This window comes from Bifidobacterium apousia, from assembly GCF_007559275.1.
In the GTDB taxonomy this organism is placed as follows: Bacteria; Actinomycetota; Actinomycetes; order Actinomycetales; family Bifidobacteriaceae; genus Bombiscardovia; species Bombiscardovia apousia.
The window spans coordinates 29,699-55,824 of record NZ_VMHK01000005.1 but is presented as its reverse complement, the minus strand read 5'-3'; the positions used below and the strand labels follow the sequence as shown (position 1 = coordinate 55,824).

At 63.5% G+C, this 26,126-nt stretch carries 17 protein-coding genes and 1 pseudogene; 8 read left to right on the top strand and 10 right to left on the bottom strand.

Annotated elements, in window-relative coordinates; all coding sequences use genetic code 11:
- Window positions 1-12: 12 nt before the first annotated feature.
- Window positions 13-774: a rhomboid family intramembrane serine protease gene (locus tag FPK30_RS06770; RefSeq protein WP_232345836.1), complete on the bottom strand. Its 762-nt coding sequence runs from the start codon at window positions 772-774 to the stop codon at window positions 13-15.
- Window positions 775-928: 154 nt separating this feature from the next.
- Here FPK30_RS06770 and FPK30_RS06765 point away from each other — a divergent pair, with 154 nt between their 5' ends.
- Entirely contained in the window at window positions 929-1,159 is a 231-nt protein-coding gene (locus tag FPK30_RS06765; protein WP_015021110.1) for a hypothetical protein, read from the top strand.
- Window positions 1,160-1,293: 134 nt separating this feature from the next.
- Window positions 1,294-1,713 carry a sterol carrier family protein gene (locus tag FPK30_RS06760; protein ID WP_144085852.1) on the top strand — a complete coding sequence of 140 codons (420 nt, stop codon included), beginning with the start codon at window positions 1,294-1,296 and terminating at the stop codon, window positions 1,711-1,713.
- Window positions 1,714-1,719: 6 nt separating this feature from the next.
- Here the strand turns inward: FPK30_RS06760 and FPK30_RS06755 are convergent, their stop codons facing one another.
- Window positions 1,720-2,103 carry a DUF3073 domain-containing protein gene (locus FPK30_RS06755; RefSeq protein WP_101431769.1) on the bottom strand — a complete coding sequence of 128 codons (384 nt, stop codon included), beginning with the start codon at window positions 2,101-2,103 and terminating at the stop codon, window positions 1,720-1,722.
- Between the two features lie 153 nt (window positions 2,104-2,256).
- On the opposite strand from FPK30_RS06755, the gene trpS reads away from it, so the two are divergent.
- Window positions 2,257-3,342: a tryptophan--tRNA ligase gene (gene trpS / locus FPK30_RS06750; RefSeq protein ID WP_144085851.1), complete on the top strand. Its 1,086-nt coding sequence runs from the start codon at window positions 2,257-2,259 to the stop codon at window positions 3,340-3,342.
- On the opposite strand, the gene FPK30_RS06745 is transcribed toward trpS, so the two are convergent.
- Entirely contained in the window at window positions 3,339-5,117 is a 1,779-nt protein-coding gene (locus FPK30_RS06745; protein WP_232345890.1) for a threonine/serine exporter family protein, read from the bottom strand. The two genes, trpS and FPK30_RS06745, sit on opposite strands and share 4 nt — an antisense overlap.
- Before the next feature lie 306 nt (window positions 5,118-5,423).
- Here FPK30_RS06745 and FPK30_RS06740 point away from each other — a divergent pair, with 306 nt between their 5' ends.
- Together FPK30_RS06740 and FPK30_RS06735 are read left to right on the top strand one after the other, a co-directional pair.
- Window positions 5,424-8,183 carry a phosphoenolpyruvate carboxylase gene (locus FPK30_RS06740; RefSeq protein ID WP_045923784.1) on the top strand — a complete coding sequence of 920 codons (2,760 nt, stop codon included), beginning with the start codon at window positions 5,424-5,426 and terminating at the stop codon, window positions 8,181-8,183.
- A gap of 261 nt (window positions 8,184-8,444) precedes the next feature.
- Window positions 8,445-12,066 (top strand): annotated as a pseudogene (locus FPK30_RS06735) (RCC1 domain-containing protein).
- Between the two features lie 519 nt (window positions 12,067-12,585).
- Here FPK30_RS06735 and FPK30_RS06730 read toward each other — a convergent pair.
- From FPK30_RS06730 to FPK30_RS06710, 5 genes are all read right to left on the bottom strand, one after another.
- On the bottom strand, window positions 12,586-14,223 hold the full coding sequence (locus FPK30_RS06730) for a glycoside hydrolase family 36 protein (protein ID WP_186279436.1): 1,638 nt from the start codon (window positions 14,221-14,223) through the stop codon (window positions 12,586-12,588).
- 45 nt (window positions 14,224-14,268) lie between these two features.
- Window positions 14,269-16,389, bottom strand: coding sequence for an alpha-galactosidase (locus FPK30_RS06725; protein WP_144085848.1), 2,121 nt, complete (start codon window positions 16,387-16,389; stop codon window positions 14,269-14,271).
- 105 nt (window positions 16,390-16,494) lie between these two features.
- A complete protein-coding gene (locus tag FPK30_RS06720) occupies window positions 16,495-17,355 on the bottom strand; it encodes a carbohydrate ABC transporter permease (RefSeq protein ID WP_144085847.1) in 861 nt (286 codons plus the stop codon).
- 1 nt (window position 17,356) lies between these two features.
- Complete coding sequence (locus tag FPK30_RS06715; protein WP_144085846.1) at window positions 17,357-18,343, bottom strand: carbohydrate ABC transporter permease; 987 nt, start codon at window positions 18,341-18,343, stop codon at window positions 17,357-17,359.
- Between the two features lie 25 nt (window positions 18,344-18,368).
- Window positions 18,369-19,631 carry an ABC transporter substrate-binding protein gene (locus tag FPK30_RS06710; protein WP_144085845.1) on the bottom strand — a complete coding sequence of 421 codons (1,263 nt, stop codon included), beginning with the start codon at window positions 19,629-19,631 and terminating at the stop codon, window positions 18,369-18,371.
- A gap of 325 nt (window positions 19,632-19,956) precedes the next feature.
- Between FPK30_RS06710 and FPK30_RS06705 the strand changes: the two genes are divergently transcribed.
- Window positions 19,957-20,970 (top strand): LacI family DNA-binding transcriptional regulator, encoded by a 1,014-nt coding sequence (locus tag FPK30_RS06705; RefSeq protein ID WP_144085844.1) that lies wholly within the window; start codon window positions 19,957-19,959, stop codon window positions 20,968-20,970.
- A gap of 147 nt (window positions 20,971-21,117) precedes the next feature.
- On the opposite strand, the gene FPK30_RS06700 is transcribed toward FPK30_RS06705, so the two are convergent.
- Window positions 21,118-22,869 (bottom strand): FAD-dependent oxidoreductase, encoded by a 1,752-nt coding sequence (locus FPK30_RS06700; protein WP_144085843.1) that lies wholly within the window; start codon window positions 22,867-22,869, stop codon window positions 21,118-21,120.
- Window positions 22,870-22,990: 121 nt separating this feature from the next.
- Window positions 22,991-23,554, bottom strand: a complete 564-nt coding sequence (locus tag FPK30_RS06695; RefSeq protein WP_024627523.1) for a redoxin domain-containing protein — start codon at window positions 23,552-23,554, stop codon at window positions 22,991-22,993.
- A gap of 156 nt (window positions 23,555-23,710) precedes the next feature.
- Between FPK30_RS06695 and FPK30_RS06690 the strand changes: the two genes are divergently transcribed.
- Both FPK30_RS06690 and FPK30_RS06685 read left to right on the top strand, forming a co-directional pair.
- Window positions 23,711-25,096, top strand: a complete 1,386-nt coding sequence (locus tag FPK30_RS06690; protein WP_144085842.1) for a hemolysin family protein — start codon at window positions 23,711-23,713, stop codon at window positions 25,094-25,096.
- A gap of 261 nt (window positions 25,097-25,357) precedes the next feature.
- Window positions 25,358-25,837, top strand: coding sequence for a Dps family protein (locus tag FPK30_RS06685; RefSeq protein WP_015021094.1), 480 nt, complete (start codon window positions 25,358-25,360; stop codon window positions 25,835-25,837).
- The last annotated feature ends 289 nt before the right edge of the window (window positions 25,838-26,126 follow it).

Here is a 26,126-nt window from a genome sequence, read left to right as displayed (position 1 = left end):
AGATGCTGATTTTCAGCGCATGGGGTTGGCCATGTTGCAGCCCAGAGCCAACAGGACCAGGGCCGCCAGGAAGATCAGCGTGGGCAGCAGCCAGGAGAGCAGGCCATGCACCCGCGAGTCAGGCCGGCCCATGTGCAGCAGGGCCAGCATGAAGAGGCCGCCGACTATGAATCCGCCCACATGGTCCTGCCAGGCGATGCCGGGCACAAACAGGGGCATGCAGAAGTTGATGGCCATCCAGACCACCATGGAAACGATGTCGATCCCCAGACGGCGGTAGACCACCAGGATGGCGGCAAAGAGCCCGAAGAGCGCGCCCGAGGCCCCGATGGCCGAGGTGCCCCATCCATTGGGCGCCAGGACCGCATAGACCATCAGCCCCAGGTCTCCGCCCAGCCCGCTGATCAGATAGAGGGCCAGAAAACGCCCGTGCCCTATCAGGTTTTCCAGCACCGGCCCCACAACCCAGAGGGTGATCATGTTGAAGAGGATGTGCGAGACATTGGTGGCGTGCAGAAATATATTGGTCACGAACATCCAAGGCTCATGAATAGCTGCGATCGGCACGAAAGCCCAATAGCCCAGCAAAAGCCGCTGGTAGCGAAGCGGAGCCAGCAGGTACAGGGCCATCTGGACGACCCAGGCCACTATGCAGATCAGGGTGATGGCTATGGTCACCACCGGAGCATGGTCACCCCAGTGCCGCCGGATCCAGCCCAGCGGCCCCCGACCGTTCCCTCCGCCTGTGAAACCGGTGCCCATGCCATTGACCATGAACCTTACCTTACCTGACCATCCGGCCCGGGGTGTGCGGTTTCCGTGCCGCAATGGCACCGATGCGTCCCACAGTTCGCCGCTTTCTACTAGGATGATGACTAGGTCGGTCGAAGTGGGCAGGACCGACGAAAGTCGTCGAAAGGAGCCAAACATGGAGAATTCATCTTCAAACGGCTGGAAGTTCTTTGCACTGCTCTTCGGCACGCTGCTGGCCGGCGTTGTCGCTCTGTTCGTATACAAGCAGCAGAACCCGGATTACGATCCCTGGGAGGAGCCCTGGGAGAACAGCTCATCGCCAGTCGACCTGGGCCTGGCCAAGGATGAGGAGGACAAGGGATCCGAGGATCCTGAGACCCCTCTGCAAGCGGGCGCACAGGCCTGACCGTTCCGGTCGGGAAGGAATCCGACCCAGCGTCAAAGACGTGAGGGCAACGGGTTCCTTTTTTCATGCCTGAATTCGGCCCGTCTGCAGCCTGCTGGGACACGCCTGTTGGGGCGGCGCGTCACAATGGAGCCATGAGTGCCATACGGGAAGCAGACATGGAAGAAGGCCGCCGGGATTTTCTGGCCTGGCGCGATGCAGCCAAGGAGGCCGCGAACAATCTGGGCCCTGAGGGCGACCGGCTGACAGTGGCCCCGCAAACCGACAGGCGCCGCAAGGCCATGGCTGTCCGCTATTCCCTGCACATGCTGGAGATCAAGGCCCCCGGCCCTGGCGTAGAGGTCAGGGTGGCGCCTTGGGGGGCCGTCAAGATTCTGGATGGGCCGGCATCCGACCCGCATAACCTGACCCCGCCCGACGTCATCGAACTGGACCCGGATGTCTGGCTGCGGCTGGCTGCCGGCATCACCAGCTGGGGTGAAGAAGCCGCCGCCGGGCATATCAGCGCCGTGGGCGAACGCGACGATCTGCACGAGCTGTTGCCCCTGGTATGAGGTGGGCTACTTGCTCGACGACCCCTTGGCCGCGGTCTTCTGGTCCTTGTGGTGTTTGAGCGCGCTGGGCACGGGAATGGGTATGCGCTTGTGGGGCTTGGGCGTGGCTGGCATCTCCCCAGAGGTGGCCTTGGCAGCAGCCTCAGCGGCCCACCGGGCGTAGTCGTCCAGATCATCGTCCCTGGAATCCTCGGGGTCCTGGCCCCCCGATTTGCGCGAATCCGGCTTGGAGTATTCCTCTTCAACCATTTTGAAGGGATCCTTGCCCCTGGTTCCGGGTTCCTTGCTGCTGAGCTCTTTGGCCAGCTCGTCGTAATCCGTGTCCGTTGTCAGATATTTGAGCTTCCGGGCTATTTTCGTCTGCTTAGCCTTCTGACGTCCGCGGCCCATCCGACCCCCTTCGCCAGGTAACGTGCACTTAGGCAACTTGAATGTGAATTTGCATCATTTATGAGAGTACCACCTGAGCATCTTGTCGGCTCGGACTTTTACCATAAAAGCAATTCCCAGAACGACATTCGGCACGACGGCAAGGGTGGGACCATGCAGGAAGAAGTCACAGCGGCAGGCAACGAAATCAGCGACAGCTTCAGAGCCGCCAAGCATCGGTCCGACCAGGTGCTGGCCGAACTGGACAAGAATCCGAGCCGCTACACCATGCTGACCGGCGACCGTCCCACCGGCAGGCTCCACCTGGGCCATTACTTCGGGTCCATCCGCGAGCGCGTCCAGATGCAGAATCGCGGCGTGCACACCAACATCGTCATCGCCGACTACCAGGTCATCACCGACCGGGACACCACCGAGCACATCCGCGACAACGTGCTCAACCTGGTGCTGGACTATCTGGCTGCGGGCATCGACCCCAAGAAGACCATGATCTTCACCCATTCGTCCACCCCCGCAGAGAACCAGCTGCTGCTGCCCTTCCTCTCCCTGGTGACCGAGGCCGAGCTTCACCGCAACCCCACCGTCAAGGCCGAGATGGAGGCCAGCGGCCACACCCTGACCGGCCTGCTGCTGACCTACCCGGTCCACCAGGCCTGCGACATACTCTTCTGCAAGGCCAACGTCGTGCCCATCGGCAAGGACAACCTGCCGCACGTGGAGCTGACCCGGACCATCGCCCGCCGCTTCGACGAGCGCTATCCCGGCCAGGCGCCGGTCTTCCCCGAACCTGATGCCATCCTGTCCGACACCCCTGAGATTCCGGGTCTGGACGGCCGCAAGATGAGCAAGTCCTACGGCAACTCCATCATGCTGGGCGCCACCGCCGAGGAGACGGCCAAGCTGATCCGCAAGTCACCCACCGACTCCGAGCGCAGGATCACCTTCGACCCTGTCAACCGCCCCCAGGTCTCGGCCCTGCTGACCACGGCCGGCCTGGTGACCGACCGAAGGCCCGAGGACATCGCTGAGGAGATCGGCGATGCCGGCTCGGGCGCCCTCAAGGCCTACGTAACCAAGTCGGTCAACGAATTCCTGGCACCCCACCGGGAGCGCCGGGCTGAGCTGGCCAAGGACATGGACACCGTGCGCGACATCCTGGTCGAGGGCAACAAGCGCGCCAACCAGATAGCCGAGGAGACCCTCGATCAGGTCCGCTCGGCCATGGGCATGCGCTACTAGACGTCGTACCGCCAGGAGCGGTCGGTCAGCACCCGGGCCGTGACCAGCCCGATCGGCAGGCAGATGATGACCATGAAGGCCCGGAAGGCCCAGTCCAGGGCGTTGAGCGTATTGAACTGCCCCAGGTAGAACATGGCCCGGTACATATACAAGCCGGGCACCATGATGACGATTGAGGGCACGGTCAAGCTGATTCTCGGATAGCCCAGGTCGGGCGGCAGCAGGCCGTGGCGGACCGAGGAGCGCCAGACCGTGGCCAGCATGCCGGCCAGGAAAGCGCCCAGGAAGGCGGCCATCTCCGGGGGGACATGGAACATGTCCTGCATCTCCAGGCGCATCGTGTCGGTCAGAGCGCCGATGACGGCAGCCACCAGGGCCATGCGCTGGGGTGAATTGAAGAGGACCGAGAAGCCCCAGACCCCGCAGAAGGCCGCAATCAAACGCAGACCGGCCATCAGCCAGGAGCTCAGGTTCATGGGTTCAAAGCCCTGGGGGTTGAGCATGACCATCCGCGCCACGGCCCAGCCGCCCAGCGTGGCCACCAGGATGATCGAGAAGGCGTAGGTGATGCGCTGCACCCCAGACGGGAAGTCCAGCTTGGCGATGTCCAGGCCGCCGGTGACCAAGGGGAAGCCGGGAATGACGAAGAGGATGGCGCCGATGTAAGCCGTGTCGTGCTTGAGGGCCACCGGGTCGAAGATGCCCACCAGCCTCAGCGTGCCGACGCAGGCCAGGGCGGCGATGATGACCGCCACCCCGGTGGCGAAGAACTGGTTGATCCGCCTGCCCAGCATCTGACGGCGCACCCACTGGCCTATGCCAGCGCCGACGAAGGCTCCGGCCATGTCGTAGGGGCCGCCGCCCAGCAGGAAGACGAAGGCTGCGCAGGCCACGGCCGAGGCGAAGCCCGAGAAGAGGGGCGAGTAGAGGGGCTTGCGCCGCTCGATCAGGTCCAGGCGTTCATGTGCCTGCCGGACAGTGATGCCGCCCGTTGCCCGCGTCTGCGAGGATGCGGACTCGTCAGAGGAGGCAGACTCTTTGGAGTCTGTGGCCTCTTTGAAAGAAGCAGACCTGTCGGGAGACACTGACTGTTCGGGGGACGCGGCCCCCTCGGAAGACCTGGCCTTCTCATGTGCTTCGCCTTGAGTTGACGCAGATTGTCCGGACGCAGCCTTGGAATCGTTGGAATCCTCCGGCCGAGGCGTGGAGCCTACGGTGCCCAGACCGGCGGCCGTCCTGGTGTCTATGGCCGCTGCATCGATCCGGTTCTGGCTGATCTCGTCCTCGTTGTGCACGGCGGTGGCCACTGCGTCCTTGAGCGCCTTGGCCGCATCCTGGTCCTGGGCCAGCACCTCCTTAACCGCCTTGCGGGCCGCCGCATAGACGTTCGGCTCGTCCAGGTTGTCCACCAGCTCCCGGGAGACCACCGTCATGGTGTGGTAGGTCCCCGCCTGCCCGCACTTGACGCTGAGCCAGTCCGCAAAGTGCTCCAGCAGCCAGATCCGCTCGGTGTTGACGCCGGTGGTGGGCAGGTCCACCACCTCGGTGATCCGGGACACGCCATCCGTGCAGGTGGCCTCGATGTCGGTCAGGTTCACGTCGGCCCGCACATGCACGCCCATGGGGTAGGCAATCCTGTGCATCATCTCGCGCACGCGGAAGCTTCCCGTGCCGGCCCCCAGCTCCAGCATGCCCACCCGCACAATGAGGCTGGTCTTGGCCGCTATGCAGGCCTCGACGATGGGCTTGTCGTAATCGCGTTCAATGTCCTCCATGTCCAACGGAATGGAGTGGGTGTGGTACTTGCTTACCCGTCTGACCTCGGCTGCGGTCCTGCCGCGATAGCCGTCCTTGGAACTCCTGCTCTTGAATTTCACACCCACATTCATACTCCACCCGGGTCACGTGCCCTTGCACCGCCGCACGGGACCATGAAACGTATTCGACCCTAAAGCGTCCTAGAATGGGCCGCGAACCATCGAACCGAAGGCTGTGGGCCTGCAACGCCGACCACCAATAACCGCGGAGGAGCCGTGGAATGGTCGAAGACCAGGCAACCTGCGATTCGACAAGGAGGACTGATGACAGACAGTAATCAGCAAATCACGGCTGCCGATGCGACCCTGGTCACATCCGGCACCGGGACCAAGGGGCCGGAGGAACGCAAGCTGCCTCAATCGTTGGATGAGGACATGGCCTTGTGCCTGCGGCTGCTCAGGGATGTGTTGGGGGAATTCGATCAACAGCTGCTCAAGCGGTTCGACTCCCTGCGCGAGGACGTGATGACGGCCAGCGCCGAGCACTTCAACCGCCACCCCTCGGACCCCGTGCCCGACGAGGACGGCCTGTCCAAAGCCGTGGCCCTGATTGACGACACCTCAGTCAAGGATTCCCAGCTGCTGGCCCGCGCCCTGACCACCTACTTCCACCTGGCCAACCTCTGCGAGGAGAACTACCGGGTGAAGGTCCTGCATGAGCGCGAGGGCAAGGTGGACCTCAAAGTCAAGGGCACCGATCCCATCAACGAGATGACCAGCGCCTACAGCCAGCTCCTTCAGGAGATGGGCCCGGCCAAGGCCTCGGAGCTGCTGGAGAAGCTGGAGTTCCACCCCGTCTTCACCGCCCACCCCACTGAGGCGCGGCGCAAGGCCGTGGAGGGCAAGATCCGGCGCATCGCCAACCTGCTGGCCGTCCGCCGCGGCCTGGGCGGCTCCGAGCTGGAGGAGAACGAGCGTCTGCTGCACAACGAGATCGACGCCCTCTTCCGCACCTCGCCCATCGCAGCCAAGAAGCCGACGCCCGTCGAAGAGGCCAACACCATTCTGGACATCTTCGACGCCACGCTCTTCGAGACCATTCCCAAGGTCTACCGCCGCTTCGACGACTGGATGCTGGGCAAGAAGGCCGGCATGGTCAAGCCCGTCTGCCCCGCCTTCTTCCACCCGGGCAGCTGGATCGGCTCCGACCGCGACGGCAACCCCAACGTGACCGCCAAGGTCTCGCGCAAGGTGGCCCGCAAGTTCTCCGACCACATGCTCAAGGCCCTGGTCAAGGCCACCACCACCGTGGGCCGCAACATGACCATGGAGGTAACCACCACGCCGCCCAGCCCCGAGCTGAGGAGCCTGTGGAGCCACCAGAAAGAGATGAGCGAGCGCCTGACCGACCGGGCCACCACCATCTCGCACAACGAGCTGCACCGGGCCGTGGTCCTGGTCATCGCCGACCGCCTGCAGGCCACCATCCAGCGTGACGCCGACCTTATGTATGCCGACTGCGACGACTTCATCGCCGACCTGCGCGTGGTCCAGGACTCCCTGGCCAAGGCGGGCGCGGCCCGTCAGGCCTACGGACCCCTGCAGGATCTGATCTGGCAGGCCCAGACCTTCGGCTTCCACATGGTGGAGATGGAGTTCCGCCAGCACTCCCTGGTCCACGCCCGCGCCCTGGAAGACATCCGCGAACACGGCCTGCATGGCGAGCGCGGCGAGCTGCAGCCCATGACCCACGAGGTGCTCGACACCTTCCGGGCCCTGGGAGCCATCCAGAAGCGCAACGGCCAGAAGGCCGCCCGCCGCTACATCATCTCTTTCACCAAGTCGGCGCAGAACGTCAAGGACGTCTACGAGCTCAACCGGCTGGCCTTCGAGCATGCCGAGGATGTGCCGGTCATCGACGTGATCCCCCTGTTCGAACAGCTGGAGGATCTGCAGAACTCGGTGGACGTGCTGGAGGAGATCATCAAGATCCCCGAGGTTCAGGCCCGGCTCAAGGAGACCGGCAACAAGATGGAGGTCATGCTGGGCTACTCCGACTCCTCCAAGGACGCCGGCCCCGTCTCGGCGACCCTGGCCCTGCACTCCGCCCAGGAGCGCATCGCCAAGTGGGCCGAGAGCCATGGCATCGACCTGACCCTCTTCCACGGACGCGGCGGCGCCGTAGGCCGTGGCGGCGGCCCTGCCAACCGGGCCGTGCTGGCCCAGCCTGTGGGCTCGGTCAACTGCCGGTTCAAGCTGACCGAACAGGGCGAGGTCATCTTCGCCCGCTACGGCAACCCGGTTCTGGCCATCCGCCACATCGAGTCCGTGGCTGCGGCCACCCTGCTCCAGTCCGCACCCAGCGTGGAGGAGCGCAACACCACCATGACCGAGAAGTACGCGGACATGGCCGACAAGCTGGACCAGGCCGCCCACGAGCGCTTCCTGGACCTGCTGCACACGCCGGACTTCGCCCCCTGGTTCTCCATCGTGACGCCCCTGAACGAGATCGGCCTGCTGCCCATCGGCTCCCGGCCGGCCAAGCGCGGTCTGGGCGCCAAGTCCCTGGACGATCTGCGGACCATACCCTGGGTCTTCTCCTGGGCGCAGGCCCGCATCAACCTGGCCGCCTGGTACGGCCTGGGCACCGCCTGCGAGAAGTTCGGCGACCTGGAGACCCTGCGCCAGGCCTACGAGGAATGGCCGCTCTTCAGCACCTTCATCGACAACATCGAGATGAGCCTGGCCAAGACCGACGAGCGCATCGCCAAGATGTACCTCTCCCTGGGCGACCGGGACGACCTGAGCCAGAAGGTCCTCTCGGAGATGGAGCTGACCCGCAAGTGGGTTCTGCAGATCGTGGGCGACGAGTGGCCCCTGCAGCACCGCCACGTGTTGGGCCAGGCCATCCGGATCCGCTCTCCCTATGTGGACGCCCTGTCGGTGACCCAGGTGCGTGCCCTGCGGGCCCTGCGTCGTCGCAACGACAAGGAGGAGCTCAGCAAGAGCCAACAGGCCGACTTCATCTACCTGATTCTCTGCACCGTTTCAGGAGTCGCCGCCGGCCTGCAGAACACCGGCTGATCTCTTCTTGACGGTTTAAGGATGAGGCCCCGTTCTCTTGCAGATAGCAGGAGGCGGGGCTTCGCCATATTCAATTGCCTTTGCTGTGGTCGTGTGTTGTTTGCTGACTGGGTGGTAGGGTGAAGAGCGGGGGATGTCGAGAAGACGGCTGGCTTCGCCATTGGCTCCTGCAATTTGATGCAGGGTTGGCGCTGGCAGGCAGAACTTTGATAACAGGCGGTGTTGATTCCGTTTGGTGTTTGGTGAAGGGGTTTTGGTTTGATGCATCTGGTTTCCCGTCTGCGTCGCATCATGGCGATGGCTGTCATCCTGCTGGGAATGCTTGCGGGCCTGGGCGTCGCATCCGCCCAGGCGGATGCTCCTGTCCTCACCGGGGGGGGGGGGTCGTCAGACCCCTCGCGTAGCTGAGCAAACCCCCGGCACTCTCCCCAGCAACACTCCAGAAACTCCACTACCGTCGCCATCACCGATACAAGCCACCACACCGTTAAGCCCCGCAACACCGAGTCCAAGCGCTCCATCATCGACGACAAACAATACAGACGGCACAGACTCCGCTCCGGCTAAATCAGCCGAAAAGACAGATAATCAAGCTTCTCGTATAGTGCGCTTCGACCCTGCCAACGGCAGCAAGATAACACAATCAACTGTGAAGACCGGGACTCTCGCCACTCCCCCGCAACAGAATCCTGTGCGTGATGGTTTCCTGTTTGACGGGTGGACGCTTGACAACCAGCCCTTCGACTTGCAGACGCCCATCCTCCAGGACACGACCCTGAAAGCCCAGTGGTCGAAGACCACGGACTGGACGCTGAACCCTGATCATGGGCCCGCCTCCGGCGCACGGCTGACCATCAGCCCGCCCAACCTGCAGGAGCCTCAGTTCGCCAGCATCCAAGCCGCAGGAAACCAGATAGTCGGCCTGACCGGCAACGGCCGCATCTACACATGGACGCAGGACGGCACGCCCAAGCAGGTTCCTGCCCCCGCCCAGGCTCCCGACGGGTTCCGCTACCTGCAGGTTGCAGCCGGCAGCCGCCGGCAGGCCGCCTTGGGATCCGACCAGCGGATATACATCTGGACCAGCGGACAAGCAACACCCACGATTATCAACTCCAATCAGAATGCCAGGTTCACCAGCATCAGCATGAACGACGACCTCCTGCTGGCGGTGGACCGGCAGGGCCGGGTCCACGCCTATCAGGCCAGCCAGGCCGACAGCCAGAACCCGGAACTTATACAGCAGGCCGCCATCAGCCTGCCCGGAAAGGCGCAGGCCGTCACCGCCGTCGCCTCCGCCAGCCGGATCCTCATCGTGGACGCTGACGGGCTAGCCTGGACCTGGGAGATGAGCAAGACCGGGAAAGCCAAGCCCGCACGCGTCAAGCAGCAGACGGAAACCCGTATCGTCCAGGCCCAGGCCCTCAACCAGGGGTTCCTCCTCCTGGACGCGGACGGGCAGGCCCGGTACCTGGCTGGCAGCACGACAAGCATGACCCCAGTCAGCCTGCCGGACGGCGTGCAGGCCAGCCGGATCACCGCCAACAAGGACCAGGCCGCCATCATTGATACAGACGGCCATGTCTGGGCATGGCAGCCCGGCAAGACCCCCATACGCGCGGACGACGGGAACCAAGCCTACGTGCAGGCCGCAAGCGCCGGCAACAGGATCGCCGCCGTCAGCAGGCAGGGCGGCATGCTCGCGTGGAGCATGGACGGGCAGGGCCAGCCCGGCAAACCCGACAGGCTAGGCACCACTGCTGCGCCCATCCTGGCATCAGCCAGCCTGGACGGCCACGCATTGACGCTCACCAGGAGCAACGATGCCTGGCAGGCCGACATGCCCGCCCGCAAGCCGGGACAAGCCGCCATCCTCATCACGGGCAGGCAGGACGGGCAGCCTTTCGCCAGGAGCCTTGCGTACACGGTCGACCAGCCGCCGGCACGAGCTGCGGAACCAGGATCCGCGTTCACCGTCCGCTTCGACACGGGAGGCGGAAACCCCAAACCAGCAGACCAGCATGTCCCCTCCCCGTACGGGAGGGCGAAGCGCCCCTCACCCGACCCTGCGCGGGAAGGCTACCTGTTCGACGGCTGGTTCACCGGTCAGGTCGCCTACGATTTCAGCAGGCCCGTCGACAAGGACCTGACCCTGGCCGCCCACTGGACGCCGGCAAGCCGGAACACCAAGTGGAGCATCAGCCCTAATAAGGGCAGCCAGCTGGGCAGGGAACCCGCCACCATCACCCCGCCCGACAACGCCAGCCGAGACATACGATTCAGCCAGGTCAGCGCATCAGCAAACGCTAGTTTTTCCTTGGCGGTGGGCAGCGACGGCAACGCCTACGCATGGGGATACAACAGCCAGGGCCAGCTCGGCGACGGGACGAGAGACGACAAGCATGCGCCGGTCAGGGTGAAGACGCCCGACCGCAGCACGTACCCGGACCTGCCAGCGGACTTCACCTACCAGCAGGTCAGCGCCGGAAACGCTCATTCCCTCGCCGTGGGCAGCGACGGCAACGTTTACGCCTGGGGAGCCAACTTCTATGGCCAGCTCGGCGACGGGACAATCAGCGGCCAGTCTACGCCGGTCAGGGTGAAGACGCCCGACCGGAAGACCTACCCGGACCTGCCAGCAGACTTCACCTACCAGCAGGTCAGCGCCGGAAACGGTCATTCGCTGGCCCTGGGCAGCGACGGCAACGTTTACGCCTGGGGATGGAACTACTATGGCCAGCTCGGCGACGGGACAAGCAGCGAGCGGCATGCGCCGGTCAGGGTGAAGACGCCCGACCGGAAGACCTACCCGGACCTGCCAGAGGATTTCACCTACCTGCAGGTCAGCGCCGGATACCAGCATTCCCTGGCCCTGGGCAACGACGGCAACGTTTACGCCTGGGGATACAACGGCTATGGCCGGCTCGGCGACGGGACAACCAGCTACAGCCAGTCTACGCCGGTCAGGGTGAAGACGCCCGACCGGAAGACCTACCCGGACCTGCCAGCGGACTTCACCTACCTGCAGGTCAGCGCAGGAGGCTATCATTCCCTGGCCCTGGGCAGCGACGGCAACGTTTACGCCTGGGGATACAACTACTATGGCCAGCTCGGCGACGGGACAAGCAGCGACCGGTATACGCCGGTCAGGGTGAAGACGCCCGACCGGAAGACCTACCCGGATCTGCCAGCGGATTTCACCTACCTGCAGGTCAGCGCCGGAAACGCTCATTCCCTCGCCGTGGGCAGCGACGGATACGCCTACGCCTGGGGATACAACTACTATGGCCAGCTCGGCAACAACAGCAGCGGCAACTATTCGAATTCGTCTGTTCCTGTGCGCGTGCGTGACCCCGCCAGCCCCGAGGACGCGAGCAAAGGACTGCAAGCCACGCAGGTCAGCGCCGGATACCATCACTCGCTGGCCGTGGGCAGCGACGGCAACGCCTGGGCATGGGGACGCAACCAGTATGGCCAGCTCGGCAACGACAGCATCCCCACAGGAGAATATAACGGTAAAGCTCGGAGTCTTGTTCCTGTGCCGGTGTCGTTCAACCTGGCTCTGGTGATCACCGGCGTCAGATTCGACCAGACCCCCGCATCAGGGCTGACGCGCGGCGACGGCAGCAGCGTCAGCGTGACCACGCCCGCACACCAGCCGGGCACGGTCACGGTCAGCGTGGACTACACGCTGGGCAGCACACCCCAAACGCCGGACACATCCTTGAAGTACACGTACCTGCCAGCAGGCGTGCTCCCCAAGGCAGGCGGGGAAGGCATCCTGCTCGCCCTGGCCACCGGCATGACCGGCATGGGCGGCGTCCTGGCATCCCGCCGCCACCGAAAGGAACAACGCCGACTATTGCACGCTTCGCACGAGTAAGAGCGGCCGGGCGGCGTATCAATCCCCCCGCCCCCGGCCCACATAGGGGGAGCAGGGAGGACAAGTGCCAATCAAGGCTCAACCCCAAGAGAGCCCGACACTTCCCTCCCGCGCCCCCACCACACTTCTGCAGGCGGAAGCCGAGGGCAGGCATGCACGCCCCCGCTTCTGCTTGGGAGAGGAGGAAACACGGCCAGGCCGGCCAGGAGGCTTAACAGCCCCCAACCTGCCTGGCCGCTGTTTACTCATCCCGTCAATCATGAGTTCCACCGACACTGGATCAGGCTGTCATAGTCATTGCGCGATGATAAGGTTGTATCAACTGGACAAAGACGCAGAAACGGATGACATGCACCGTCTGTTGGGGAGACAGTCGGCAGAGTTCTTGGGAGGCTCTGTAAATGGCATTATCGAATATTCCCCACTGTACTTCGCACGAGTAAGGCCGGGTTCCCATCACTGCAATCCGGCGAACTGGCGGCTGTGCCCATCCCAACCGAGCACGGTCGCCATCTACTTTTAAACGGCAGAAAGATACCCGTCGTAACGCTCGGGCTTGTCCGCGAACTCCAGGCCAGCCGGCTGATACCAGGAGTATCGGCGGGTGCCGCCGCCGTCAGTCCAGATCTCAGGGCAGTCGTTGACCAGCCAGTCCGACGGAATGGCATGGGCGCCACCGGTCGAGGCCAGGGCCAGCGCCTGCCTGAGCTGGTCCTCCTGGTCGGCGGTCAGGCTGCCGGGGCGGGCCGAGAAGAAGAGCGGAGTGCCGGTCCGCGTCAGCAGGTCCATCCATTGACGGTTGAGCTCCCAGTCGATTGCGTCGGATATGCCCACGCAGTCGGCGTCGGTGGCGTAGAAGCTCCCGTTCTGGGGCAGGCGGAAGGCCAGGGTGTTGACCCCGATCTGTCTGGTCCGCTCCCACTGCAGGCCGCTGGTGTCATCGCCGGTCCGGTTGATCTGCATGAAGCCGACGCCCAGGTGGCCGACCACGTTGCACCCCTGAACCAGCATCCCGGTCTTGGTGGCCTGCTCGAAGATGGCCCGGTAGAGCTGCTTGACCACCTGGGCGCTGGTCAGGCTCCGGTCGTAGAAATGCCAGCCGTCCGGGCTGGGCCAAGGGTTCATCTGGAAGCCCCACCTGCCCAGCAGGTCGAAAGTGCTGAAATCATGCTTGACCAGCTGGTAGCCCCACTCCCCCAGCTGGGCGATGTCCTGGCGGATGTAGTCCAGGGCCTGCGGGTTCGAGGGGTCCAGGCATCCGTTGTGCGGGAGCCTGAACTGGTCGGCAATGGCCTCGTCCTCGTTGAGGAGCGGACGGTACCAGATGCCAGGTTTGATGCCCATGGCCTTGATCTGGTCGGCCAGGGCGGCCATGTCGCCGAACTTCTCGTTGCCACGCCGCCAGGGGCCGCCGTTGTAGTCCTCAAGCCGGTGGTGGTCCTGCCAGCCGTCGTCCACGACCATGGTGGGGCGGTGGGCGTTGCCCTGGGTCAGGTCGGCCAGATACTCGGCATCGGCAAGAATCCGGGAACGGCTGGAGTCCCCGTAGGCGTAGTACCAGTTGTTGCTCCCGTAGACCGGCTCAGGGGGCATGAGGCCCTTGCGGCTGATCCGGGAGCAGAAGTCGCTGGCCACAGCAAAGACCGGACCGCCAGCCCGCTCCTGGAGCGGATATTGCAGGCAGATGATGGTGGCCGCTTCAAGCTCCCGACCGTCCAGTACCAGCCCACTGCCGCCGTTGCGCAGGTCCAGGAAGAGGGTGATGCCGGCCGTATCGACCTGCCAGAAGCAGAAGGCGTTGGCACCGGTGGCCACCCCGTACCCCTCGGCCTGCTCCTGACCTGCCGCCAGGAAGTACCAGGGCATGAACCGGTTGGCGCGCATGGTCTGGAAACCCATGCGGCCGTAGCCACGCTCCCAGGCGTCGCCCAGGTAGAGGTCGTCGGCGGGCATGGGCCTGGTCCAGCGCAGGGCCAGGGACCGGATGGGGGTGGAGCCGGCGGTCAGGCTGACCGTCAGAGCGGATTCGCCCTTGAGGCTGACCCTCGCATCGGGGGCTGTGCTGAAGGGCCTGCCTGCGGGCGCGGTCTCCCTGTCGGCATCGGTGGTCAGCGTGATCCAGTCCGGCTCTCCCAGGCTAAGGCTGGTTGGGTTCATGATGCAGTGCTCCTTCATCCCTGTGGTGTGGCAGATGGCGGCGGGTCAGACCCGGACCAGGTCGATCAGGCGGATGGTTTCGGGCTGGCAGCGGGGTATGCGGATGCCCACGCGCTCCAGATAGGTGCCGGTGACCTCGGCGGTGCCCAGCGGACCCGTCGGATCCAAGTGCTCCAGCGAGGCCCTGGGCTTGGCGGGGCCGGTCCAGGCCAGCCGATACCGGGCCTTGGGGTCCAGGCCGGGAATACGTAGATAAACACCACGATTATGCAGGGATTCGTCCAACTGGACGTGTGCCAGGATGGCACGGCTGCGGTCGGGGGCCACCACGCCATGGGCCAGGACCGAGGGGTCGGCCAGGTCCAGGCGGACCGCACGGCCGGAGTGGAGGAAGCCCCGGTTGGCCTTGTACCAGGCGATCCATTCCTTGAGCCGCTCCAAGTCCTCCTCGCTGGCCTGGCGGATGTCCCACTCGATGCCCATGGACCCGAAGACGGCCGTGGCCGCCCGGAAATCCAGGCTGTAGGTTCTGCCGGTCTGCTGGGAGGAGGGCTGGGAAATGTGGGCGCCGATGTACTCGGGAGCCACGGTCTGCTCGGTCCAGCGCTGGATCAGCTGCCTGCTCAGGGCGTCGGTCATGTCGGAGTTCCAGAAGCGGCGGATCTTCTCGATCACACCCAGGTCGATGCGGCCGCCGCCCGAGGCGCAGGACTCCCACTCCACCTTGGGGAAGCGAGCGCGGAGGTCGTCCAGCAGGTGGTAGTAGGCCAGGGTCTGCTCGTGGATGGCCGGCGCGCCACCGTGGGCCTGGGAACCGGCCTCAAGCAGATCGCGGTTGTGGTCCCACTTGACGTAGTCGATTTGGCAGGACTCCAGGACCTTGGTCATGGCCTCCAGCACGTGGTTGAAAGCTTGGGGGTTGGTCAGGTCCAGGACCAGCTGGTTGCGCTGCAGCTCCGGGTTTCTGGAGGATGCCCTCATGACCCACTCAGGATGGTCGCGGAAGGCGTCCGAATCCGGGTTGATCATCTCCGGCTCGAACCAGAGGCCGAACTGCATCCCCAATTTATGGACATAATCAACTAAAGGCTCCAGACCCTGGGGCCAGACCGCCGGGTCCACCCACCAGTCGCCCAGACCGGCCTTGTCGTCCCGGCGCAGGTGGAACCAGCCGTCATCCAGAACGAGCCGCTCCACCCCGATGCGTGCGGCCCGGTCGGCCAGGTCGCGCAGGGTATTGAAGTCGTGGTTGAAGGTGATGGCCTCCCAGACGTTCAGGATGACCGGCTGCTCGCGCGGATGCTCGGGCAGGGTGCGCTCCCAGGCGTGCAGGCTGTTCATGATCGGATCCATGCCATAGTCGGAGGCCGTGGCCACGATCCAGGGGGTGCTGTACTCCTGGCCCTGGTCCAGGACCACTTCTCCGGGCAGGAGGAGCTCGCCAGCGCTGACGCCTGCCGGGGTGGCGCTGTTCCGGTCCACCCGGAGCACGGTGTTCCCGCTCCAGGCCGGCTGAACACAGAGCACCCTGCCGTGATGGAAGTCGAAGCCGGGGGTGCCCACCATGACCACGGGCCCCTCGAAGCCGGTGCGGCCCCAGCGGAACTCGCGCACCCAGGCCCCGTCGGCCAGGTCGTGGCGCTGGGGGCTGCGCTCACGCTCGTGCCTGCCGGCGAAGTCCAGAATCTGGGTCTGCTGGTCATCCAAGGGCAGGCGGACCTCCAGACCCTCCAGCAGGAAGGGGTCGGCGCCCAGGTTGCGCAAGGTGTGGCGAATCCGCAGGGAGCCGCCGGCCATGGCCTCCACCCTGGTCTCCAACCCAAGCTGGGCATCCTCGTCACGGGCCTTGATGGTCAGCGAGTCAGCGGTCTGCTCGGGCTGGCTCTCGACCAGGAATCGAGGCGACCAGGAGCGCCCGGCCTGGATGCCCTCGGAGCCCTGGGCGATCCGATGCCCGGTCAGGCCCGGATGCAGGTAGGTGTTCTGCGCATGCTCCAGCAGCAGGGGCGAATGGGTCGAGGTCCAGGCGGGGGTCTGTTCCAAGCCATTCAGGTCAGGACCCGCATAGAGCCCCCTGACGTCAGGAATATCGGCACCCGGCGTAATGGGCCCCAGGGCCATATAGGTGAATGGCTGATCAGAATGGACCGGCTGTGGAAAGAGCATGAAAAATCCTTTAGTAACTACGGCACAAATGTGCAAAAACAACAATGCTTGATGAACCAGTGAGCCGCCCAGCCCACTGCAGTTGGGCGGCTCCTGATTGATAGACTACTTGACTGCTCCGGCCACCATCCCTGCAATGAAGTACTTTTGCAGGAACATGTAGGCGACCACCATGGGGGCTGCCGCAATCAGGGATGCCGCTGCGGCGACGCCCAGATTGTTGGTGTTGGCCGAGAAGAAAGAGGCCACGCGAGGGGCGATGGTCTGGGCCGAGGGATCGGTCAGGATGTAGCTGGACAGGGCGTAGTCGTTCCATACTGTCGAGCCGGTCATGATGATCACGGTCGCCGTCACCGGCTTGAGCATGGGCAGGACCAGGCGCATGAAGACCTGGAGTCGGTTGGCTCCGTCCAGCTCGCCGGCTTCGTCAATCGCCGGAGGTATGGCCTTGATGAAGGCCGTGTAGAGGAAGACCGACAGAGGCAGGTTGGTGGCCGTCAGCACCGCGATGATGCCCCAGTAGTTGTTCACCCCGCCGATCTTCACCAGGAAGGAATAGAGGGGGACCAGAATGCTCAGGGGCGGAATCATCATCATGGAGAGGATGAAGGCCGAGACCAGCTTGTTGAACCGGGTCAGACGACGAGCCAGGGGGTAGGCCGCTGCCGCTCCCAGGATGCAGACCAGGGCCGTCGTCCCCACGGTCACCACCACGCTGTTGAGCACGGATTTGAGGATGCCGCCCTCGTTGACGGCTTCGGACCAGTTGGACCATGCCATGTCATGGGTGCGCATGCTCAGAGCCGAGCTCAGATCATCCGAGGGTTTGAGCGAGGTGGTGATCGCCAGGTAGAAGGGCAAGAGCTGGCAGAGGCAGACGATGACCAGGAAGAGGTAGATGGCCCAGCGCCCACGCTGGTATGACCGCTCAGCAGGGGTCATCGCATTCTTGTTCTTGCTAGCCATGTCAGGCCTCCCAATCCAGCTTGGCCAGCCCCTTGTTGACCAGCCAGGTCACGATGGCAATCAGGACAAAGAGGAAGACCCCGATGGCCGAGGCATACCCGGCCGCCTGGTTGTCGAAGTAGATCGTGCCGATATAGGTCGAGATGGAGTTGGTCGAATACCCGGGACCACCGCCTGTCAGCACCTTGACCATGTCGTAGAGCTTCAGTCCTCCGATCAGGTTCAGGACCACGCTGGTCGTGAAGGCGGGTGCCAGGAGCGGCAGGGTGATGTTCCAGAACTTCTTCCAGCCGGATGCCCCATCGACCTCGGCGGCCTCGACCACCTCCTGGTCCATGGTCTGCAGACCGGCCAGGTAGATGATCATGGAGACGCCGACGAACTGGATGGAATTCACCAGCACGATGATGCAGACCGAGAACCCCGCATTGTTGAACCAGGCCACCTTGTGCAGACCCAGCGCCGTCATGACGGCGTTCAGAGCGCCCTGCTGGTACTGGAAGACGAAGTAGTACATGATGCCCATGATGACCGGGGCCACCAGAGCAGGCAGGTAGATGATGGCCCTGATCAGGGTGCGCCCCTTGATCTTGGCGTTCAGCAACAGCGCCAGAGCCAAGCCCAGGATCTGCTGGAGCACTGTGCTGCCGATGCCGTAGATGAAGGTGTTGATGACCACCTGCTTGAAGTTGGTGTCAGTCAGCATCTGCTTGTAGTTGGCCAGCCCCACGAAGGATTTGGCGTCGTTGTACCCGTCCCAGTTGGTCAGAGAAAGCCCGATCCCCGACAGGAGCGGATAGATGATGAAGATCACCAGGAGGATGACGGCAGGAAGATAGAAAAGATTGATCGAGGCACCCCTGAAGCGGCGACGACGCGGGGAGGGACCCCTGCCGTGGCCAACGGATGCATCCCTGCCATCCCCATGTAACGGTGATCCGGATTGGGTGTCCTGCGAAAGAATCGCCCCTGAGCGACTATCTGTCATAACTGAACTCCTCTTGGTCAGCTAATCAGGAAGACTTCTGGCCATACAGGCTGTTGAAGGAGGTCTTGACCTGATCTGCAGCGGCCTGTGCAGTCAGCTGACCGGTCAGCAGACCGTCGGTCGACTTGGCCAAGGTGTTGTACATGCCGTTGGGCAGGTACTTGCGGTCGAAGAAGGGGACCAGCTTGGTCTTCTTCTCGTTCACCCAGTAGTTGTAGGTCGGCTCGAACTGCCCCAGTGCGGACTTGACGCCGGTCAGGGCCGAATCGTTCATGCTCACGTCGACCAGCTTCTGCAGGTTTTCAGGCTCGGCCATGAAGTCGATGAACTTCAGCGCCGCGTCCTTGTTCTTGCTGGTCTTGGAGACGCCGAAGGTCAGGGTGTCCTCGCCGGTGGAGAAGTAGGGCTTGCCGACCTCGGCGGGAACCGGCATCATGCCCAGCTTGACGTTGGGGTTGTAGGATTCGATCAGCTGGGAGCTGCCGTTGGCGCGGAAGGAGAAGCCGGCCTTGTCCTGGGCCATCAGCCTGGAGATGTCATCCTGGGAGGCGGAGGTGTAATCCACATTGAACCAGCCGTCCTTGGCCCACTTGGCCACCCTGGAGGTGTACTTCTCGTAGACTGCGGTATCGAACTTGCCCTTGGAGAGAGCCTTGAGCTGGCTTTCGTCATACATGCCCGGAAGCATATAGTCGGCAAGATCCCCGTTGGGGCCTGCGTCCTTGTTGGAGGAGATGAGCGGAGTGTATCCGGCGGCCTTCAGCTTCGTGCAGGCCTGCTCAAAGGCGTCCCAGGTGTCGATGGACTTGGGATCGATGCCGACCGCATCCAGAACCGTCTGGTTGTACATGATGCCCGACACCTGGATGTCGGCGGGCAGGGCGTAGAACTTGCCGTCCTTGGTCTTGAAGACATCGTTGCCTATCGGCTTGAGCCGCTTGGCCCAGGGCCTGTTCTGCAGCGGCTCCAGGAAGTTGCCGTACCGGTCGCGCGACCAGCCGTGGGTGTTCCAGATGTCCGGAGGGTTGTGGCCCGCCAGACGAACCTTGATGTCGTTCTCGTTGTTGTTGGTGCCCGGAACCATCTTGATGGTGATGTCCGGATTCTTGGCCTCGAACTTCTTGCCCAGGCCCTGAAGAGCCTTGAGCTGGGGGGTTCCCGTTGACTGCATGGTCATGAATTCCACGGTCTTCTTGCCCCCGGAGGAGGAAGAGCCGCAGGCAGCCAATGAGGTTATTGCCATAGCGCAGCAGATGCCGACCGCCGCCACCGTCTTGATCCTATTCATCAACCACTCCTTCGTAGGTTGCTTCGTTGCCGAACACGTTCCATGCAAACAGGAACTCATTCGTGTTTCTTAATATACACGAGTAGATTTATCTGTCAAATATCTGACGCCGATTGCCTGAACAGCTGCTTTTGAAGACAAGGGCTTTCGCAACGGTTGAAAATTTGGTGCCATTTCCCTTGATTTTCCGGCTATAGCCAGGCATATGCGGACAGGTCAATGGCGGTATAGAACGGAGTTTGAAAACAATATCAATTCGAGTAGATTCTATATTCCGGGTAGCATGAATTGAGACTGGTGAATAGGCAGATGGGATCGAGCTCTGATGGCTGCAAACAATAAGAAACTCCGACAACGCAGAAGGGCCACACGCACGGATGTGGCCAAGCTGGCCAACGTCTCCACGGCGGTGGTCAGCTACGTCTTCAACAACGGGCCCAGGGCAGTGGCCCCGGACACATCCAAGCGGGTGCGCGAGGCGGCGAAGCTGCTGAACTACCACCCCAACCCCACGGCGCGTGCCCTGCGCACCGGGTATTCCAAGATGCTGGGCGTCATCGTGCCGGATTCGTCCAACCCCTTCAGCGCCGGCATCTACGACGAGCTGCAGACGGTGGCCATGCGGCGGGGGTACTCGGTCCTCTTCATGAACGTGCGCAGCGACCCCGAATTGGAGGAGCAGTCCATCAGGCAGCTGTTGGAGCGCAATGTTGACGCCATTTTCCTCTCATCCTCGCGCAGCTACACACAGCTGAGCATGGCTCATCTTGAAGAGAGCCGCTTCGTCTTCATGGACCAGCCTCACCGGGTGGCCAACGCCAAGAGCGTGTCGACCGATTTCTTCCACTCTGGCCTGACCGCCACCCAGCACCTGATCGAGCACCGGCACTGCAGTGTTGACATGCTCTTTGGCGGCTCCCCCGATAACCGGGGCGACGCCCGCATCCAGGGCTGGTACGCGGCCCACCAGAACGCCAACCTGCCCGCCGGCAGGATCCGCCAGGCCTTCTTCACACGCGAGGGCGGCTATCGCGCCACCTTGGACCTGATCGACAGCGGCAAGCCTCCCCAGGCCATTTTCGCCGGTTCCGACATGGAGGCCATGGGCGCTCTTCGAGCCCTGCATGAGCGCGGGCTGCGCATTCCCGAGGATGTGGCCATTGTCTCCTTCGACGGCACCGTCGACTCCCTCTACACCTGGCCTCAGCTGACCACCATGCAGCAGGACACTGCGAAAATCGCCTCCTGCGCCATCAATGCCGCCTTGGAGCCGGACCAGGTCCCCGACGTGCAGATCATCAAGGCGGATCTGGTCATCCGTCACTCCTGCGGCTGCTGATAGAACGCATGGCGCAAACCGTAGATAATATCCATCGATTTTCATCAATGCAGACCAGCGGCACACATCAAAAAGGCGTTGGTGTCATCGCCACAAAGGCAGTGACACCAGCGCCTTTTCAGACTCTATTCAGGGTCGGACTCAGGGTCAGGCCCCGATCAGATCCAGCATTTCGGGAACGGACTTCTTGCCGAACTCCACGGTCTCCTGGCCGTCCTTGCGGATCACGATGCAGGGGACGCTCATGACCTGGTACTGGTCCTTGAGCTCGGGGAAGTGGGCCAGGTCGTAGGCCTCGGCGCGCACCTTGCCGTTCTGGGCCGCCACCCGCTGTGCGGACAGGACCGTGGTCGGACACATGGTGCAGGTCAGGGAGACCAGCATCATCACGTCCACCTGGTCCTTGATGGCGTCGATCCGGTCCGAGGTGGGCTGATCCACCTGCTGCCCGGGGCCCGCCGCATTGTAGAGGGCCAGGACGAAGGAGTTGAACTCGTGGCCGCTGGGCACGCCATGGAAGGCCAGACCGGTCGGCTGGGAGACACCCTGGTCGTCCACGCGGCAGATGCGCACGCTGGGGCGGGCATCGGGCAGGTCACCGGCGGGATCATAGTCCTTGCCGTCCTCGTCCGTGCGGGAGTCGACCCTGGAGGTCAGCTTGCCGTCGGAGAGCCCGACCAGCTCGTCCACGAAGGCCTCCAGCTCCTTGGAGACCTGGCTGCCGTCCAGGTCCAGGGCCAGCTCCAGCTTTCCGGTCATCTTGCCGAAGACCATGTCCAGCTGCTTGCGGATGTCCGGCCCGAAGAAGCCGGAGGTCTTGGCCGGGGCCTGGTCGTGCTCCTGGGCCACAGGCGCGGGCGAGGTGCCCGAGGCCAGGGCGGAGTTCTCGGCCTGCCGCTCGGAGCGGGCGTAGGGGGAATCCTCGGGCCGCGGCGGCACCAGGCCGGTCTTGTCCGACATATTGGAGGCGTAGCGCTCCAGCTCCACGGCGGCCACAGCACCATCGGCGGTGGCTGTGATGACCTGGCGCAGGTTCTTGACCCGCAGATCCCCGGCGGCGTAGATGCCGGGCACCGAGGTCTCCAGGTAGCCGTGGGTCAGCACATAGCCGTGGTCGTCCAGATCCACCACGCCCTTGAGCATGCCGGTCTGGGGCACATAGCCGGCGAAGACGAAGACGCCGAAGGTGCCGCCGTCCTGGGGCTTCCAAGTGGTGGTCTGTCCGCTCTTGCGGTCCAGGATGGAGGCCTCGACCAGCCCGCCGGGGCCAGCGGAGACCCCCTTGAGCTCGGTGGAGTAATGGATTTCGATCTTGTCGTTGTTCCGGGCCTCGTCAGCCACGGCGGCGTCGCAGGTGAAGTCCTCCTCGCGCACCAGCAGGGTCACCTTGGTGGCGTACTTGGTCAGGAAGACCGACTCCTCGGCTGCCGCGAACCCGCCGCCGACCACCAGAACCTCACGCCCGGTGAAGAACTCGCCATCGCAGGTGGCGCAGTAGGCCACACCGCGGCCCGCGTACTCCTGCTCCCCCTGGAAGCCGATCTTGCGGGGGCTGGCGCCGGTGGCGATCAGGATGCCGAAGGTGCGCAGGTCGCCCCGGGAGGTGTGGACCACCTTGATGTCGCCCTGGGCCTCGATGCCGGTGGCCTCGGCGCTCATGAACTCGGCTCCGAAGTTCTGGGCCTGCTGGCGCATGGTCTCGGTCAGCTTGCGGCCGTCGGTGCTGGCCACGCCCGGGTAGTTGACCACGTCGGCCGTGATGGTGATCTGGCCGCCGAAGTCGTCCTTCTCCAGGATCAGGGTGCGGTACCGCGCCCGTGCCAGGTAGAGTCCTGCGCTCAGGCCTGCAGGGCCGCCGCCGATGACGACCACGTCATAAAGATTCTTGTCTTCCGTCATGAATGCCTCTTCCGAAGGAATGCACGGATGTGCTGGTGTTGGATGCTGGTCGTGAATACAGAAAAGGGAACCCGCCCTGGTCGCTTCCGATCGGCGAGTTCCCGATGTTGGCAGCTGCGGATCAGAGCTGACCGACCAGATCCAGGCTGGGCTCGATGGTGTCCTCGCCGGGCTCCCACTTGGCAGGGCAGACCTGATCGCCGTGCTCGTAGACGAACTGGGAGGCCTGGACGCGGCGCAGCAGCTCGTCGGCGTTGCGGCCCACGTTGGAGGAGATGACCTCGTAGGCCACGACCTTGCCCTCAGGGGTCAGAATGAAGTCGCCACGCTCGGCCTTGCCCTCGGCCTCGTTGTAGGTCTGCAGGTCCTTGGCCAGGGTTGCGGTCGGATCGGCCAGCATGGGGTACTGGACCTTGGCGATCTTCTCGTTGGCCTCGTGCCAGGCCTTGTGGACGAACTCGGTGTCGCAGGAGACGGAGTAGATCTCGCAGCCGATCTTCTTGAAGTCCTCGTACTTGCTGGCCAGATCCTCCAGCTCGGTGGGGCAGACGAAGCTGAAGTCCGCAGGGTAGAAGAAGAGCAGGGACCAGTGGCCCAGCAGATCCTTCTTGGAGACCGAGAAGGTCTTGTTGTCCTGGTACGCCTGCGTGGTGAACTCAGTCAATTCGTGCTGAAGCTGTGACATGAAAAATCCTTTCGGGAGCGTTGGGAATGCCGGCTTGAAGCCGAACCTGCTTCCGTGTTTCATGCTAGTCAGGAAGCGCTGTATGGGGAAGACGGAGGTTCACCGCTGGGGTGTGACATAGGGCACATGGGGCGTCCATACCCTAGCATTGAAGGCATGGCATTATGGCTGAACATCCTGCTCATTCTCTTCTTCCTCCTGCTCGGTTCCGTCTTCTCGGGGACTGAGCTGGCGCTGGTCTCCCTGCGAGGCTCGCAGCTGGAGCAAATGGAGCAGCAGGACGCGCGCGGCGCCCGGGTGGCCCGCATCGCCCGTGACCCCAACACCTTTCTTTCCGCCGTGCAGATCGGCGTGACGCTGACCGGCTTCCTCTCGGCCTCCTTCGGCGCGTCATCCATCGCCCCCTACGTGGTGCCCGTCCTGACCGGGTGGGGGGTGCACGAGGGTCTGGCCGGCACCCTGACCACGGTGATTCTGACTCTGATCATCTCCTACTGCTCCATCGTCATCTCCGAGCTGGTGCCCAAGCGGATCGCCATGCAGCGCACCGAGGCCATCGCCCGGGCCGTCGTTCCAGCCATCGACGTGTTCACCACCCTGTGCAGGCCGCTGATCTGGCTGATCGGCAAGAACACCAACCTCATCGTGCGCATCCTGGGCTTCGACCCCCAGCAGACCGACACCGAGGTCAGCGACGACGAGCTGAGGATGCTGGTCTCCTCCAACACCAACCTGAGCAAGGACGAGCGGATGATCCTGGGCGACGTCTTCGACGCCTCCGAGACCAGCGTGGCCGAGGTCATGCGTCCCAGGGCCGACGTGGTCTTCATCGCCGGGGACATGCCGCTGCAGGAGGCGGTCGAATTCGTGCACGACGAGCCCTACTCGCGCTACCCGGTGACCGGACGCGACTTCGACGACGTGCTGGGCTTCGTCCATGTGCGCGACCTGATGGATGTGCGCAATCCCCATGCCAAGACCGTAGCCGACGTGACCAGGCCCGGCATCGCCCTGCCCGGCACCTCCAAGCTCCTGCCCAGCCTGGAGAAGCTGCGCAAGAAGGGCATCCACCTGGCCGTGGTCATCGACGAGTACGGGGGCACCGACGGCATCGTCACCCTGGAGGACATGACCGAGGAGCTGGTGGGCGACATCCGTGACGAGTACGACCTGCCCGAGGAGCAGAACCCGGCCCATCCCCAGGCGACCGCCTTCGTCAACGGGGTTGCCACGGTCGACGGCGGCATGACCATCGAGGACTTCGCCGACCTGACCGGGATCGAGCTGGAGGACGGCCCCTACGAGACCCTGGCCGGCTACTTCCTGGCCCAGACCGGACGCATGGGGCAGGTGGGCGACGTGATCCACTCCGACGACGGGTATGACATGGTGGTGACCAAGGTGGACGGTCGGCGCATCGAGACCATCGAGGTCAGGCGGCGGCAGCAAGCCGAGGACCAGGCTAGCGATGATGGCGAAGCCAGCGAAGACGGGAAAGATGAAGACAGGTCGAATTCCATAGCGGGAGCAGACCGAGGATAACCCGACCGGGTCTAATCTGACCGAGACGACGCTACGACCAGAGCCCAGCTGTCGTCTAGCTGAATCCCAGCTGGCAGTCAGCCGGGGACCGTCCCACGCCAGTCAAGAAAAAATGACTATCAGCGTAGCCGATGGTCCGTGAATGATTTCACTGGTTGATTCCCGCAAAATCCAAGCGTTTCCTTGCGTTTTCCTCTAGTCTGGAGATACAAGGTCGGGCCGACCCGACCGCAGGCATAATTTCACATTTAAGGAGCGATTATGGCATTGAACTTTACCGTACCGGGACTCGACGAAGCGACCAGCGAAAAGGTCATCGCCATCCTGCAGAGCCGTCTGAGCCAGGAACAGGAGACTGCCCTGATCCTCAAGCACGCCCATTGGAACATGAAGGGCAAGGAATTCATCGGCATTCATGAGATGATGGACCCCGAGGTCGATTCGGTGCTGAACATGGCCGACGAGACCGCCGAGCGCATCGCCACCCTGGGCGGCTCCCCCGCCGGCCGGCCCGACGACATCATGAAGAACCGCGACTGGGATGGCATCACCATGACCGGGCGCCAGGATGCCCTGGACTACCTGAAGGCCCTGGACACCTACTACACCACCTTCATCAAGCGCGACCGCGAGGCCATCAAGGAGCTGGACGACCTGGACATCGTCAGCTCCAACATTCTGCAGGACCACGTGCAGGAGCTGGAGCACTTCCAGTGGTTCATGCGCAGCCACCTGTTCTGAGTTGCTGAATTCTGAGAGCTCGTCACAGCTCCGATAAGCGATATGCCAGCGGCCCTGCATCGTAAAAGGTGCGGGGCCGCTGGCATAACTCTTTGAACAAGATAGAATTGACATTTGGGAGACGGCCGGGCGCCGCCTCATGCCGGGAAGACTGGTCGGCCATGGAAGACCGAACCCTATCCGCCCGACCAGGAGCATCATGCCGCCCACGCCTACATTCCCGACATCTCAAATCAATCCACGTCGTCAGGACCCCGAACCATCAGACCCCCGACTTTCGAATTCGCAG

Coding starts and splice junctions, on each gene's coding strand:
- FPK30_RS06715 (WP_144085846.1), bottom strand. CDS start 18,343: ATGACAGATAGTCGCTCAGGGGCGATTCTTTCGCAGGACACCCAATCC.
- FPK30_RS06720 (WP_144085847.1), bottom strand. CDS start 17,355: ATGGCTAGCAAGAACAAGAATGCGATGACCCCTGCTGAGCGGTCATAC.
- FPK30_RS06710 (WP_144085845.1), bottom strand. CDS start 19,631: ATGAATAGGATCAAGACGGTGGCGGCGGTCGGCATCTGCTGCGCTATG.
- FPK30_RS06695 (WP_024627523.1), bottom strand. CDS start 23,554: ATGTCACAGCTTCAGCACGAATTGACTGAGTTCACCACGCAGGCGTAC.
- FPK30_RS06705 (WP_144085844.1), top strand. CDS start 19,957: ATGGCTGCAAACAATAAGAAACTCCGACAACGCAGAAGGGCCACACGC.
- FPK30_RS06730 (WP_186279436.1), bottom strand. CDS start 14,223: ATGAACCCAACCAGCCTTAGCCTGGGAGAGCCGGACTGGATCACGCTG.
- FPK30_RS06755 (WP_101431769.1), bottom strand. CDS start 2,103: ATGGGCCGCGGACGTCAGAAGGCTAAGCAGACGAAAATAGCCCGGAAG.
- FPK30_RS06690 (WP_144085842.1), top strand. CDS start 23,711: ATGGCATTATGGCTGAACATCCTGCTCATTCTCTTCTTCCTCCTGCTC.
- FPK30_RS06765 (WP_015021110.1), top strand. CDS start 929: ATGGAGAATTCATCTTCAAACGGCTGGAAGTTCTTTGCACTGCTCTTC.
- FPK30_RS06740 (WP_045923784.1), top strand. CDS start 5,424: ATGACAGACAGTAATCAGCAAATCACGGCTGCCGATGCGACCCTGGTC.
- trpS (WP_144085851.1), top strand. CDS start 2,257: ATGCAGGAAGAAGTCACAGCGGCAGGCAACGAAATCAGCGACAGCTTC.
- FPK30_RS06745 (WP_232345890.1), bottom strand. CDS start 5,117: ATGGAGGACATTGAACGCGATTACGACAAGCCCATCGTCGAGGCCTGC.
- FPK30_RS06725 (WP_144085848.1), bottom strand. CDS start 16,389: ATGCTCTTTCCACAGCCGGTCCATTCTGATCAGCCATTCACCTATATG.
- FPK30_RS06770 (WP_232345836.1), bottom strand. CDS start 774: ATGGTCAATGGCATGGGCACCGGTTTCACAGGCGGAGGGAACGGTCGG.
- FPK30_RS06700 (WP_144085843.1), bottom strand. CDS start 22,869: ATGACGGAAGACAAGAATCTTTATGACGTGGTCGTCATCGGCGGCGGC.
- FPK30_RS06760 (WP_144085852.1), top strand. CDS start 1,294: ATGAGTGCCATACGGGAAGCAGACATGGAAGAAGGCCGCCGGGATTTT.
- FPK30_RS06685 (WP_015021094.1), top strand. CDS start 25,358: ATGGCATTGAACTTTACCGTACCGGGACTCGACGAAGCGACCAGCGAA.